At 68.6% G+C, this 14,116-nt stretch carries 11 protein-coding genes; 10 read left to right on the plus strand and 1 reads right to left on the minus strand.

Features of this window, described 5'->3' with window-relative positions; all coding sequences use genetic code 11:
* Nucleotides 1-409: 409 nt before the first annotated feature.
* The 9 genes from ngcE to ACIRF8_RS14845 all read left to right on the plus strand — a co-directional run bounded on the left by ngcE (nt 410) and on the right by ACIRF8_RS14845 (nt 12,565).
* Entirely contained in the window at nt 410-1,867 is a 1,458-nt protein-coding gene (gene ngcE, locus ACIRF8_RS14805) for an N-acetylglucosamine/diacetylchitobiose ABC transporter substrate-binding protein (RefSeq protein WP_404214697.1), read from the plus strand.
* Between the two features lie 109 nt (nt 1,868-1,976).
* Nucleotides 1,977-2,900, plus strand: a complete 924-nt coding sequence (locus ACIRF8_RS14810; protein WP_404214698.1) for a carbohydrate ABC transporter permease — start codon at nt 1,977-1,979, stop codon at nt 2,898-2,900.
* Between the two features lie 14 nt (nt 2,901-2,914).
* Nucleotides 2,915-3,868 carry a carbohydrate ABC transporter permease gene (locus tag ACIRF8_RS14815; protein ID WP_404214700.1) on the plus strand — a complete coding sequence of 318 codons (954 nt, stop codon included), beginning with the start codon at nt 2,915-2,917 and terminating at the stop codon, nt 3,866-3,868.
* 200 nt (nt 3,869-4,068) lie between these two features.
* On the plus strand, nt 4,069-5,268 hold the full coding sequence (locus ACIRF8_RS14820) for an ROK family transcriptional regulator (protein ID WP_404214702.1): 1,200 nt from the start codon (nt 4,069-4,071) through the stop codon (nt 5,266-5,268).
* 121 nt (nt 5,269-5,389) lie between these two features.
* Nucleotides 5,390-6,514: a sugar ABC transporter substrate-binding protein gene (locus ACIRF8_RS14825; RefSeq protein ID WP_404214704.1), complete on the plus strand. Its 1,125-nt coding sequence runs from the start codon at nt 5,390-5,392 to the stop codon at nt 6,512-6,514.
* A gap of 193 nt (nt 6,515-6,707) precedes the next feature.
* Complete coding sequence (locus ACIRF8_RS14830) at nt 6,708-7,499, plus strand: ATP-binding cassette domain-containing protein (RefSeq protein WP_404214706.1); 792 nt, start codon at nt 6,708-6,710, stop codon at nt 7,497-7,499.
* On the plus strand, nt 7,496-8,785 hold the full coding sequence (locus ACIRF8_RS14835; RefSeq protein ID WP_404214708.1) for a sugar ABC transporter permease: 1,290 nt from the start codon (nt 7,496-7,498) through the stop codon (nt 8,783-8,785). The genes ACIRF8_RS14830 and ACIRF8_RS14835 overlap by 4 nt, the downstream gene beginning before the upstream one ends.
* 203 nt (nt 8,786-8,988) lie before the next feature.
* A complete protein-coding gene (gene dxs, locus ACIRF8_RS14840) occupies nt 8,989-10,920 on the plus strand; it encodes a 1-deoxy-D-xylulose-5-phosphate synthase (RefSeq protein WP_404215900.1) in 1,932 nt (643 codons plus the stop codon).
* A 106-nt stretch (nt 10,921-11,026) separates the two neighbouring features.
* Complete coding sequence (locus ACIRF8_RS14845) at nt 11,027-12,565, plus strand: amino acid permease (RefSeq protein WP_404214710.1); 1,539 nt, start codon at nt 11,027-11,029, stop codon at nt 12,563-12,565.
* Nucleotides 12,566-12,583: 18 nt separating this feature from the next.
* On the opposite strand, the gene ACIRF8_RS14850 is transcribed toward ACIRF8_RS14845, so the two are convergent.
* Nucleotides 12,584-12,934: an NTP pyrophosphohydrolase gene (locus ACIRF8_RS14850; RefSeq protein ID WP_404214712.1), complete on the minus strand. Its 351-nt coding sequence runs from the start codon at nt 12,932-12,934 to the stop codon at nt 12,584-12,586.
* Nucleotides 12,935-12,994: 60 nt separating this feature from the next.
* Between ACIRF8_RS14850 and ACIRF8_RS14855 the strand changes: the two genes are divergently transcribed.
* On the plus strand, nt 12,995-14,026 hold the full coding sequence (locus ACIRF8_RS14855) for a hypothetical protein (RefSeq protein ID WP_404214714.1): 1,032 nt from the start codon (nt 12,995-12,997) through the stop codon (nt 14,024-14,026).
* Nucleotides 14,027-14,116: the final 90 nt, after the last annotated feature.

Genomic DNA, 14,116 nt, shown 5'->3' on the forward strand with positions numbered 1-14,116 from the left:
GAGGAGATCGACATCTACCGGGCTGCGGCTTATTTCCGGGAGGTCTCAACTCGGAAAAGACCGACGCCCAAACCTGCATTCGATCTTGCCCCGCTCACAGTGAGTGGACTATACCTGTCGGCGTCCGGCCCGGCCGTGTTCAGGCCGCGGACGGACTCGGGGGGATCAGGGGGAATCGACGGGACGTGCGGGAGCACCGACCGCCGGGCATCTCTGCCGATCCCGGAACTTCCCGTACCACCCAGCTCCAACTGCGTTCCCTCGGGACGGCGCATTTCCGGACAGCCTCCGAAGATGCTTTTCCGGCCCGGGACCCGGGATTCGATCCCGGCACGACACAGCACATCACCGCGGTGCCGGGGAGGATCCGGTTCACCGCCTGAGTCCTGGAGAAGGCGAGGACTTGAGCATGGGATCCACTTCCGGCCCGAAGAACACCGGTGAGGGCACGAACCGCCGCGATCTGATCAAGCGGTCCGCGGCGCTCGGCCTGATCGCCGTCCCGTCGATGGGCTTCCTGTCGGCATGTGCCACCGGTGGCGGTGGCGACGACGGCGACAAGACCGACAAGCCCAAGGGCAAGACGTCCGCCGCCAACCCGCTGGGCGTGGAGAAGGGCGCCCCCCTGGAGGCGTTCATCTTCAAGGGCGGCCTGGGCGACCAGTACGCCAAGGACGCCGAGGCCGACTACACCAAGGCCTGGGGCGGCACCGTCAAGCACACCGGCACCCAGCAGGTCGGACCCAAGCTGACGCCACGCTTCTCCGGCGGCAACCCGCCGGACATCATCGACAACTCCGGCGCCGACCACCTGGACATGAACCGCCTGTCCAGCCAGGGCCAGTTGCAGGACCTCAAGGCCCTGATGGAGGCCGCGTCCCTGGACGACAAGTCCAAGACGGTCAAGGACGTCATCCACCCGTCGACGTACGAGAAGGGCCTGCACGGCGACGTCTTCGACGTCCTGTACTACGCCTTCACGATCTACGGCACCTGGTACTCGCAGAAGACCCTCGACGACAACGGGTGGGAGTACCCCAAGTCGCTCGACGACATGGTCAAGCTCTGCGGCCAGATCAAGAAGAAGGGCATCGCGCCCTGGACGTACGCCGGCAAGTACCCGTACTACGTCCACTTCAACCTGTTCGCCCAGATCGCCAAGATCGGCGGCATGGAGAACTGGATCAAGATTGACAACCTGGAGCCCAACGCCTGGACCAGCAACGACGCGGTCAAGCAGGTCGTCGAGCACTACGAGGAGCTGGCCAAGAAGGGCTACTTCCTCGAAGGCAGCCAGGGTCTGACCCACATCCAGTCCCAGACCGCCTGGAACAAGGGCAAGGCCGTCTTCATCCCGAACGGCTCCTGGGTGGAGAACGAGTCGGCGCCGACCACGCCCAAGGACTTCAAGATGGCCGTCGGCGCCCTCTTCGACGGCGGCGCGAGCGACGGGATGCCGCAGGGCACCCTGCGCGCCGAGCCCTCCGAGCCGTACATCGTCGCCAGCAAGGGCAAGAACCCGGAGGGCGGCATGGAGATGCTGCGCATCATGCTCTCCAAGAAGCACGCGCAGAACTTCGCGACAAAGGTGAAGTCTCTGACCTGTGTCGTGGACGCCACAGAGGGCATGACCCTCTCGCCGGGCCTCGCCTCGGCCAGCTCCGTGTTCAAGGCGGCCGGCACGAACCTGATCAGCCTCCAGCTCCAGGAGTGGTACCCGGACCTCACCGACGCCAAGATCGGTGGTCTCACGGGCGACCTGCTCACCGGTGACCTCTCCGCGGCCGAGTGGATCAAGAAGACCCAGGCGTACGCCGACAAGGTCGCCAAGGACGACGCGATCAAGAAGTTCAAGCGCACCAAGTGATCCGTGCGGCCCGGCAGTTCACCCTCCTGCCGGGCCCACAGCCCGCCGGCCCCGCGTCGGCGGGCCGTCCGGCGGCACCGCACTCGAAAGGGAAGGGCCGGGGAGCACCATGCAACACGGCAAGTACCGATTCATCGTGGGCTTCCTGGCCCTACCCGTCATCGTCTACGCGATCTTCGTGATATCGCCCTTCGTCCAGGCCTTCCAGATCTCGATGACGGACTGGTCCGGCCTGGTGGGCACCGCCAAGTTCGTCGGCCTCGACAACTTCGAACGCCTGTGGAACGACAGCGACTTCTGGAACGCGCTGCGGCACAACATCTACATGCTCGTCGCCGTCCCGATCGTCACGCTCGCCATGGGCCTGTTCTTCGCGTTCATGCTGAACGTCGGCGGAAAGCGCCGCAAGAACGAGGTCGTCACCGGCGTCGCCGGAACCAAGTTCTACCGCTTCGTCTTCTTCTTCCCGCAGGTCATCTCCATCACGATCATCGCGGTGATCTGGTGGAACGTGTACAACCCCGACCCGCAGGACGGCATGCTCAACTCCCTGCTCTCCACCGTGGGGTTGGACAGCCTGACCAATGCCTGGCTCGGTGAGAAGTCGATCGCCCTGCTCTGCATCATGGTCGTCATGATCTGGGCGAACGTCGGCTTCTACGTCGTCCTGTTCTCCGCAGCGATGGCCTCGATCCCGCGGGACATCTACGAGGCCGCGCTGCTCGACGGCGCCGACCGCTTCCAGACCTTCTTCCGCATCACCCTGCCGCTGCTGTGGGACACCGTGCAGACCGGCTGGGTCTACATGGGCATCATCGCGATGGACGCCTTCGCACTCGTCCAGATCATGTCCGTCAACATGGGCGGTCCGAACGGCGCGACGGACGTCATGCCGCTGCGCCTGTACGTCACCGCGTTCACCAACAGTCAGTTCGGCTATGCCTCCGCGATGGGCATCGCGATGCTCATCGTCACCATGGCCTTCGCCATTCTCACGATGCGCTTCGCGCGGCGTGAGCGCATCGAGTTCTAAAGGGCGGGCACCAGATGACGATCGAAACCGGCGAATCCGGTCGGGTCAGCAAGTCGGACGAGGCGCCCCCGAAGGTAGTGGCCCAGCGCGGCGGCGTCACCAAGAAGCCCGGCGCGGCCCGGGAGAAAAGCTCCGAGGGCGGCGTCCTCAACGTCTTCTCGCACGGCATGCTCGTCGTGTGGGCGCTCATGGTGGGCGTGCCGCTGCTGTGGGTGCTGTGGAGTTCCTTCAAGGACTCCAACGCCATTCTGACCAATCCGTGGGGCCTGCCCACCTCGCTGCACTTCGAGAACTGGGCCAACGCCTGGAACAAGGCGAACATGGGCCAGTACTTCCTCAACACGATCATTGTCGTGGGCGGCTCGGTGATCGGCACGATGGTGCTGGGATCCATGGCCGCGTACGTCCTCGCCCGGTTCACCTTCCCGGGCAACCGATTCATCTACTACCTGTTCGTGGCCGGAATGTCCTTCCCGGTCTTCATGCTGGTGATCCCGCTCTTCTTCGTGCTGCGGGACTTCCCCGGGACCTCGCTCCTGGCCACGTATCAGGGCCTCATCCTCGTCTATATCGCGTATTCGCTGCCCTTCACGGTCTTCTTCATGACCGCGTTCTTCCGTACGCTGCCGACATCGGTCGCCGAGGCGGCCATCATCGACGGCGCCTCGCACACCCGTACCTTCTTCCAGGTGATGCTGCCGATGGCCAAGCCCGGCCTCATCAGCATCGGCATCTTCAATTTCCTCGGGCAGTGGAACCAGTATCTGCTGCCGATGGTGCTCAACCAGGACGAGAAGAAGTACGTGCTCACCCAGGGCCTCGCGATGATCGCGCTGCAACAGGGCTACGAGAACGACTGGGGCGCCCTGATGGCAGGCATGATGATCGCCATGCTGCCCGTGCTGATCGTGTACTTCATCTTCCAGCGGCAGGTGCAGGCGGGCCTGACGGCGGGAGCGCTGAAGTAGGGCGCCGCCTCCACGGCGCTCGGTGCTCGGGTCCGGCCCGGAGACGCGGTCTCCGGGCCGGACCCTTGTGCGCCCGCTGGAACCGATTTCTGTCAAGGGCTTGACGGCGGAGACCCCTTCAGCGGAGCTTGGAGTTCATAACTTGTACAAGGGCCGGTCACCCGGTGTGACACGGGCCAGGGGCAGAGGGTGGAGAGTCAATGGAGACTCCGGGGTCGCAGTCGTCGCTGCACCGGGCCAATCTGGAGCGGGTCGTACGTGCCGTGCGGCTCGCCGGTTCGCTCACGCAGGCGGAGATCGCGAGGACTACGGGGCTGTCCGCGGCCACGGTCTCCAACATCGTCCGGGAGCTCAAGGACGGGGGAACGGTCGAGGTCACGCCGACCTCGGCCGGGGGACGCAGGGCCCGCAGCGTGTCGCTCAGCGGCGACGCGGGCATCGTCATCGGCGTCGACTTCGGCCACACGCACCTGCGGGTGGCCATCGGCAACCTGGCCCACCAGGTGCTCGCCGAGGAGTCCGAGCCGCTGGACGTGGACGCGAGCGCCGCGCAGGGCTTCGACCGGGCCGAGGAGCTGGTGGAGCGCCTGGTGGCGGCGACCGGCGTGGACCGTTCGAAGGTGGCCGGGGTCGGGCTCGGTGTGCCGGGCCCCATCGACGTGGAGAGCGGCACGCTGGGCTCCACGGCGATCCTGCCGGGCTGGACCGGCACCAGGCCCGCCGAGGAGCTGGGCCGGCGCCTGGGCGTGCCCGTGCACGTCGACAACGACGCCAACCTGGGCGCGCTCGGCGAGCTGGTGTGGGGCAGCGGCCGGGGCGTCAAGGACCTCGCCTACATCAAGGTGGCGAGCGGCGTCGGCGCCGGACTCGTGATCGACGGGAAGATCTACCGGGGACCCGGCGGCACGGCGGGTGAGATCGGGCACATCACGCTGGACGAGTCGGGCCCGGTCTGCCGCTGCGGCAACCGCGGCTGCCTGGAGACGTTCACCGCGGCCCGGTACGTGCTGCCGCTGCTCCAGTCGAGCCACGGCACCGATCTGACCCTGGAGGGCGTGGTCCGGCTCGCCCGCGACGGGGACCCGGGCTGTCGCCGGGTGATCGCTGACGTGGGCCGGCACATCGGCTCCGGCGTCGCGAACCTCTGCAATCTGCTCAATCCCAGCCGGGTCGTCCTCGGCGGCGATCTGGCGGAGGCCGGGGAGCTGGTCCTGGGGCCCATCAGGGAGTCCGTGGGGCGCTACGCGATCCCGAGTGCCGCCCGGCAACTCTCGGTCCTCCCAGGGGCCTTGGGGGGCCGCGCCGAGGTGCTCGGGGCCCTCGCCCTGGCCCTCAGCGAGATGGGCGATTCGACCCTTTTGGACGGCACGATGCCCGCAGTAACACCTGCCTTCACTTAGAGAACGCATGACACCGTTGCCATCTCGTTAAGGATTTACTCCTTGACGCTGGGGTTGCGGCCGAGTTGACTTCCAGCCACCTCGGCCGCAACGTCGCGGCCTCGTCAGGGAGGTTTCTGAAGTGAATACGCGTACGCGTCGTGCCGCCGTTGCGTTCTGTGCCACCGCCATGGCCGTCTCTCTCGCCGCCTGCGGCTCCGCCAAGGAGTCCAAGGGTGACGACAGCGACAAGTCGTCCAGCGCCAAGAAGGGCGACGACATCACCGTCGGTCTGCTCCTGCCGGAGAACCAGACCGCGCGCTACGAGAAGTTCGACAAGCCCATCATCGAGAAGCAGATATCCACGCTGACCAAGGGCAAGGGCAAGCTCGAGTACCTCAACGCCAAGCAGGACGCGACCCTCCAGTCGCAGCAGATCGACACGATGATCACCAAGAAGGTCGACGTGCTGATCCTGGACGCGGTCGACTACAAGGCCGTCGCCAACGGCGTGAAGAAGGCCAAGGACGCCGGTATCCCCGTCGTCGCGTACGACCGCCTGGCCGAGGGCCCGATCGCCGCCTACACCTCGTTCGACAACGAGGAGGTCGGCAAGACGCAGGGCGAGGCGCTGCTGAAGGCCATGGGCTCCAAGGCCACCAAGAGCAGCAAGATCGTCATGATGAACGGCGCGATCACCGACCCGAACGCCGCCTTCTTCAAGAAGGGCGCCCTCTCCGTCCTCAAGGACAAGGTGACCATCGCCAAGTCCTACGACACCAAGGAGTGGAAGCCGGAGAACGCCAACTCCAACATGGAGGGCGCGATCTCCTCGATCGGCAAGGGCAAGATCGCGGGCGTCTACTCCGCCAACGACGGCATGGCCGGCGGTATCATCACCGCCCTCAAGGCCGCGGGCCTCAGCAAGCTCCCGCCGGTCACCGGCCAGGACGCCGAGCTCGCCGGTGTGCAGCGCATCGTCACCGGCGACCAGTACATGAGCGTCTTCAAGTCGTACCCGCAGGAGGCCGAGACCGTCGCCAAGATGGCCGTCTCGATCGCCAAGAACGGCAAGCTCGACAGCGGCCTCGCCACGGGCACCGTCGACAGCGGCACCGAGAAGGGTGTCCCCTCCGTGATCGTCCCGGTCGTCTCCCTGACCCAGGACAACATCAAGGACACGGTCATCGACCAGGGCTACTACACCCTTGGCGAGATCTGCACGGCCAAGTACAAGGCCGCCTGCGACAAGATCGGTCTGAAGTAGTCACCCTCGCGGTAACTCCCCTGTCCCGCACGGGACGTGCGCGCCCCTTCCGGTAGCGCTCCCGTGCGAGCACGTCCGGCGCCCCGCCGCCGACAGCCCCGCAAAGCTCAACGGCGGGGCGCCGGACGGAACACCCCCCAGTCTTCACTTCTGTTCAACCTCCCGCCGGGTCAGGCCTTTGGCGGCGAAGGAGATGGTTCACGTGTCCGCTACGCCCGTGCTGGCGTTGCGCGGGGTCTCCAAGCGATTCGGTGCCGTCCAGGCGCTCACCGACGTAGAGCTTGAGGTCCACGCCGGTGAGGTGGTCGCCCTGGTCGGCGACAACGGTGCCGGAAAGTCCACCCTGGTCAAGACGATCGCCGGGGTGCACCCCATCGACGAGGGCGTCATCGAGTGGGACGGCAAGGCCGTCGCGGTCAACCGCCCGCACGACGCCCAGGCCCTCGGTATCGCGACCGTCTACCAGGACCTCGCGCTGTGCGACAACATCGACGTTGTCGGCAACCTCTTCCTGGGGCGCGAGATCAAGCGCCGCGGTGTCCTCGACGAGATCGAGATGGAGCGCCGCTCGCGGGAGCTCCTGGAGACGCTCTCCATCCGCATCCCCAGCGTGCGTATCCCGATCGCCTCGCTCTCCGGCGGTCAGCGCCAGGTCGTGGCCATCGCCCGCTCCATGCTCGGCGAGCCCAAGCTGGTCATCCTGGACGAGCCGACGGCCGCCCTCGGTGTCGAGCAGACGGCGCAGGTGCTCGACCTCGTCGAGCGGCTGCGCGAGCGCGGCCACGCGGTCATCCTCATCAGCCACAACATGGCCGATGTGAAGGCCGTCGCCGACAAGGTCGCCGTACTGCGGCTCGGCCGCAACAACGGCGTGTTCGAGGTCAAGACGACTTCGCAGGAAGAGATCATCTCCGCCATCACCGGCGCCACGGACAACGCCGTGACCCGTCGTGCGGCGCGCAGCAACGCGGAGGCTCAGAAGTGAGCATCGAAAAGACCGACAAGCCGCAGGCCCCCGTGGACGCGGCCCCCGCCGCCGCGGGCGCCAGCGTGGCCGCCGTCGACCCCCGGCTCCTCGTGCGGGAGCAAGGGTTCGCCGGCTACATAGGCGAGTTCAAGCGCAAGATCCGCGCCGGTGACCTCGGCGCGATCCCGGTCGTCATCGGCCTCATCGTCATCTGCGCGATCTTCCAGAGCCTGAACTCGGCGTTCCTGGGCGCGGAGAACCTCAACAACATCTTCGTCGCGATGGTCGCCACGGGCATGATGTCCGTCGGCATCATCTTCGTGCTGCTGCTCGGCGAGATCGACCTCTCGGTCGGCTCCGTCTCCGGTGTCTCCTCGGCGATCATGGCCGTAATGAGCATCACCCACGGGGTCAACGAGTGGCTGGCCGTCCTCACCGCCCTCGCCGCCGGTGCCGTCATCGGCGCCCTGCACGGCTTCTTCTTCGCCCGCATCGGCGCGCCCGCCTTCGCCGTCACCCTGGCGGGTCTGCTGTTCTGGAACGGCTTCATGCTCCAGATCCTCGGCGCCAACGGCACGATCAACATCGACAGCGACGGTGTGGTCGGCAAGCTCACCAGCTACTACTTCTCGGACGTCGCCGCCGCCTACGGCCTGGCCGTCGTCGCGGTCGTCGGCTACTTCGTGCCGACCTTCCTCGCCAACCGGCGCCGCGAGGCCGCGGGCATCCCGTCCCGGCCGCTCAGCGACATCGTGCTGCGCACGGTGCTGATGGCGGTCGCCGCGTTCGGTGTCGCGATCATCTTCAACCAGTACAAGGGCCTGCCGCTCGCGGTGCTGCTGTTCGCGATCGTCCTGGTCGGCTCCGACTTCGTGCTGCGCCGCACCGGCTACGGCCGCAAGGTCTTCGCCCTCGGCGGCAGCGTCGAGGCGTCCCGCCGTGCGGGCATCAACGTCACGGCGGTCCGTATCTCGGTCTTCGCCATCGCCGGTCTCTTCGCGGCGGTCGGCGGCCTCTTCTGGGCCTCCAAGATCGCGGCGGCCAACCAGAGCGCCGGCTCCGGTGACCTCCTGATGAACGTCATCGCCGCGGCCGTCATCGGTGGCACCAGCCTCTTCGGCGGCCGGGGCCGCACGTGGAACGCGCTGCTCGGTGTGCTGGTCATCACCTCGATCCAGTACGGCCTCGCCCTCCAGGGCATCGCCACCCCGATCCAGTACATGATCACCGGTGGTGTGCTCCTCGCCACGGTCGTCATCGACTCGGTCACCCGTAAGACCCAGAAGTCGGCCGGCCGCGCCTGACCGCTTCTGCCCCGTTCATCTGGGCTGACCGTGCCCGGCGTCAAGGACGACGCCGGGCACAGTCATGTCCGGACAGGGCCGATCGCGTGGCCGGCAACGCCCGGCCCGCCCGCCACCTCCGGTGGCGGAACATTAGACTCGACAGACCCGGCATGCTCGAACAGCTCAACCAGCTACTACAGCTCTACTGCAAGGAGGCACGGGTGCCGCTGCTGACCCGCATCACGGGACCGCGCGATCTGGACCGGCTCAGCCTGGAGCAGTTGGACCGGCTGGCGGAGGAGATCAGGACCTTCCTGGTCGACGCGGTTTCCAAGACCGGCGGCCACCTCGGCCCCAACCTCGGTGTCGTCGAGCTGACCATCGCCCTGCACCGGGTCTTCGAGTCCCCCAAGGACAAGGTCCTGTGGGACACCGGTCACCAGTCCTACGTGCACAAGCTGCTCACCGGCCGCCAGGACTTCTCCCGGCTGAAGATGAAGGGCGGCCTGTCCGGATACCCCTCGCAGGCCGAGTCCGAGCACGACCTCATCGAGAACTCGCACGCCTCCACCGTCCTCGGCTGGGCCGACGGCATCGCCAAGGCCAATGAGGTGCTCGGCAAGGACGACCACGTCGTCGCGGTCATCGGTGACGGCGCCCTCACCGGCGGGATGGCCTGGGAGGCGCTGAACAACATCGCCGCCGCCAAGGACCGCCCCCTGGTCATCGTGGTCAACGACAACGAGCGCAGTTACGCGCCCACCATCGGCGGCCTCGCCAACCACCTGGCCACCCTGCGCACCACGGACGGCTACGAGCGCTTCCTGGCCCGCGGCAAGGACCTCCTGGAGCGCACCCCGGTCGTCGGCAGGCCGCTGTACGAGACGCTGCACGGCGCCAAGAAGGGCCTCAAGGACTTCATCGCGCCGCAGGGCATGTTCGAGGACCTGGGCCTGAAGTACGTCGGCCCCATCGACGGCCACGACATCGAGGCCCTGGAGTCGGCGCTGATCCGCGCCAAGCGCTTCGGCGGCCCCGTCATCGTGCACTGCCTCACCGAGAAGGGCCGCGGCTACACGCCCGCCCTCGAGGACGAGGCCGACCGCTTCCACGGCATCGGCCCCATCCACCCCGACACCGGCCTGCCCGTCAAGGCCTCCGGCGCCGACTGGACCTCCGTCTTCGGCGACGAGATGGTCAAGCTCGGCGAGGAGCGCGAGGACATCGTCGCCATCACCGCGGCCATGCTCCAGCCGGTCGGCCTGAAGAAGTTCGCGGACAGGTTCCCCGACCGGGTCTACGACGTGGGCATCGCCGAGCAGCACGGTGCGACCAGCGCCGCGGGCCTCGCCGCGGGCGGCCTGCACCCCGTCTTCGCCGTCTACGCGACCTTCCTCAACCGCGCCTTCGACCAGCTCCTGATGGACGTGGCCCTGCACAGGTGCGGCGTCACCTTCGTCCTGGACCGGGCCGGGGTCACCGGCACCGACGGTGCCTCGCACAACGGCATGTGGGACATGTCGATCCTCCAGGTCGTCCCGGGCCTCAGGATCGCCGCCCCGCGCGACGCCGACCAGGTCCGCGCCCAGCTCCGCGAGGCCGTCGAGGTCCAGGACGCGCCCACGGTCGTGCGCTACTCCAAGGGCGCCGTCGGCCCGGCGGTCGAGGCCGTCGGCAGGGTCGGCGCCATGGACGTCCTGCGCGAGCCGGCCGCCGACCAGGCGGCCCGCCCGGACGTCCTGCTCGTCTCGGTCGGCGCGCTGGCTCCCATGTGCCTGGAGATCGCCGACCTCCTCGACAAGCAGGGCATCACGACGACCGTCGTCGACCCGCGCTGGGTCAAGCCCGTCGACGAGGCCATGGCCCCGCTCGCCGAGCGCCACCGCGTCGTGGTCACGGTGGAGGACAACTCCCGGGTCGGCGGTGTCGGCTCGGCCGTCGCCCAGGCCCTGCGCGACGCGGGCGTCGACGTACCCCTGCGTGACTTCGGCATCCCGCCCCGCTTCCTCGACCACGCCTCCCGCAAGGAGGTCATGGCGGAGATCGGCCTCACCGCCCCCGACATCGCCCGCCAGGTCACCGGCCTGGTCGCGAAGCTGGACGGCCGTCACGAGCGCGCCGCGCGGGACGAGATGGAACCCGCCAGGGACTGAGCCCCCGTCGAGGGCCGGACCGGATTGACCCATCGGGCGGTCCGGCCCGGCCCTTTCGCGTGAAACGCGAGAGTGATCAGCCCGTCGGCGGCTACTCGTCCCGATCATGTCGGGGACGACAAGGCGACGGAGGCAGCCGGTGAGCACCCAGCCAGACGCGGGACGCGTACGCAACGGCCTGTTCAGGACGAAGTCCATCGAGCAGTCCATCCAGGACACCGAGGAACCCGAGCACAAGCTCAACAAATCGCTGTCCGCCCTCGACCTCACGGTCTTCGGTGTCGGCGTCGTCATCGGCGCGGGCATCTTCGTCACCACGGGCACCGTCGCCAAGAACTACGCGGGCCCCGCCGTCGCCCTCGCGTTCGTCGTCGCGGGCATCGTGTGCGCGCTGGCCGCGCTCTGCTACGCCGAGTTCGCCTCCACCGTGCCGGTGGCCGGTTCCGCGTACACCTTCGCCTACGCCTCGCTCGGTGAGTTCGTCGCCTGGATCATCGGCTGGGACCTCGTCCTGGAGCTGGCCCTGGGAGCCGCCACCGTCGCCGTCGGCTGGGCCGGTTACGTCCAGTCGCTCCTCGACAGTTGGGGCATCCCGCTGCCGACCGCGCTGCTCGGCCCCTCCGACGGCAGGTTCGGCTTCAACATCGCCGCCGCCCTGCTCATCCTGGCGATGACCGGGGTCCTCGTCGCGGGCGTCAAGCTGTCCGCGCACGTCACCTCACTGGTCGTCGCCGTCAAGGTCCTCGTCGTCCTCATCATCATCGCCGTCGGCAGCTTCCACATCGTCGGCGCCAACTACTCGCCGTTCATCCCGCCGCAGAAGGACGTGCCCGGCGGGTCGGGGCTCAGCGCGACCGTCCTCGAGACGGCCTTCGGCTACACCCCCTCCGCCTTCGGCGTCATGGGCGTCTTCACCGCCGCCGCCGTCGTCTTCTTCGCGTACATCGGCTTCGACGTCGTCGCCACCGCCGCCGAGGAGACCGTCGACCCGGCCAAGGACGTACCGCGCGGCATCATCGGCTCCCTCGCCATCTGCACGGCCCTGTACGTCGCCGTGTCGATCGTCGTCACCGGCATGCAGAAGTACGACACCCTCAGCGCGGACGCCCCGCTCGCCGACGCGTTCAAGGCGATCGGCCAGCCGTTCTGGGCGGGCCTCATCAACTTCGGCGCCATCATCGGCCTCGTCACCGTCGTCATGATCCTGCTCCTCGGCCAGGGCCGCGTCTTCTTCGCGATGAGCCGCGACGGCCTCCTGCCGAAGGTGTTCAGCGAGGTCCACCCGAAGTTCCGCACGCCCTACCGCTCGACGGTCATCCTCGGCGTCGCCTCCGCGGTCCTCGCCGGGTTCGTCTCCCTCGAAGAGCTCTCCAAGCTCGTCAACATCGGCACCCTGTTCGCCTTCGTCGTCGTCGCCCTCGGCGTGATCATCCTGCGCCGCACCCGCCCCGACCTGCCGCGCGCGTTCCGCGCCCCCTGGGTGCCCGTCCTGCCGATCGCCTCGGTCGCCGCGTCGGTGTGGCTGATGCTCAACCTCTCGGTCGAGACCTGGCTGCGCTTCCTCGCCTGGATGGTGCTCGGCCTGCTCATCTACTCCGCGTACGGCCGCACCCACAGCAAGCTCGGCCGCCGCGACAGTGCGTGACTCTCGACCCCGCGACCGCTACGGGTACACCGTGCGCGGGCCGACGCAGCGCGCCCCCGACTCCTCGACCCTGCGCCGCAGTTCGCGGTCGGCCGTCACGACCACGCACGCCTCCGCCGCGCCGGCCGTCACCGCCACGATGTGGTCGTCGCCCTCGCCCGGCGCCTCCTCCACCCTGACCCCGGGCACCGGTTCGATGCCGCGTGCCCGGCCCTCGACCACCAGCACCACCTCCTCGCCGGGGTGGAGCTCGGCGTAGACCGCGAGACGGTCCCGCAGGCGGACGGCGGCGGCGCGCCGGTCGTGCCACCAGCCGTCGGGGACGGACCCGACGACGTTCGCACCGTCCACCACCAGGAGAGTCGTCATACCGGAAACCGTACCGGGGCCGGGACCGGGGCAGCGTCCGCCGCCACCTAAAATGGAGCGGTGAACGGCGACTGGCTGATACGCGGACGCGACGGCGGACTCTGCGCCTACGCGCACCATCCCGACGGCGACGCGGTCGTCTGCCGCACCGAGCGGACGCCGGGCGGCACCTGGTCCGAGGCGCGCACGGTCGGCGGCGAGCAGCGCCTGCACCCCGTGCTCGCCCTCGCCCAGGCCCCCGGCGGATACGTTCATCTGGTGTCCTGGCGGCCCACCGTCCCCGGCGAGTCGGGCCTCGTCCACTCGACCCACTTCCAGCCGCACCTCGCGGCGCTCGACTGGACCCCCATCGGCCACCCCAACAAGACGGGCGACCGCACCGGCCCGCCCGCCGTGGCCGTCGACGCGCAGGGCCGCGCCCACGTCTTCGTCCGCAACAGGGGCGGCGGCGTCAACATGCGCGCCCAGTTGGAGAAGGGCGGCTGGGGCCCCTGGCGCGACCTCAAGGGCAGACGCGTCCGCGGTGAACTCGCCGCCGTCACAGGCGAGTCGGGACTGATCACCCTGTACGCGGCCGGTGAGGAGCGCATCTTCCGCTGGCGCCAGCAGGAGCCCGGCGCGGTCCCCGTCGAGGACGAGAAGCCGCAGCAGGTCGCGGTCCGCCCGGACACGCTGTGGGCCCTCGCCACCTCCGCCGAGCACACCACGCTCTTCTACACGGACGAGGACGACGCCCTGTGGGCCTGGCGCGGCGAGGACGCCCCGGTGCGCCTGATGGACGCGGCGGGCCCCGGCTCCGTGACGGCGATCCGCTGCTCGCTCGACGGCGTGGACTGCACCCTGCTCGCCCAGCGCGCCCGCAGCGGCCGCGTCGCCTTCGCCGCGTACCCCACGGAGATGGAGTCGGCCGGCGCGTGGTGGACGGAGTCGGGCCCGGCGCTGCCGCCCGACGCCCGGATCGCGCTGGCCGAGGACGCGCACGGCCGGGTGGTGGCGGCGACCTACGTCCCCGGCAACCCGCCCCAGATGCACCTCACCCGCCGCAAGCAAGAACCGGGGCTCGCCCTGGAGGCATGGCGCGGCGTGCTCTGAGCAGCCGGAAGGGGCGCGGGAAACCGCCGACCAGCCCCAACTGGTCCGCGGTTCCCCACGCCCCTCGGTGTTCCGGGACGGGAGCGCTAC

It is taken from the genome of Streptomyces sp. NPDC102406 (assembly GCF_044765725.1).
Lineage (GTDB): Bacteria > Actinomycetota > Actinomycetes > Streptomycetales > Streptomycetaceae > Streptomyces.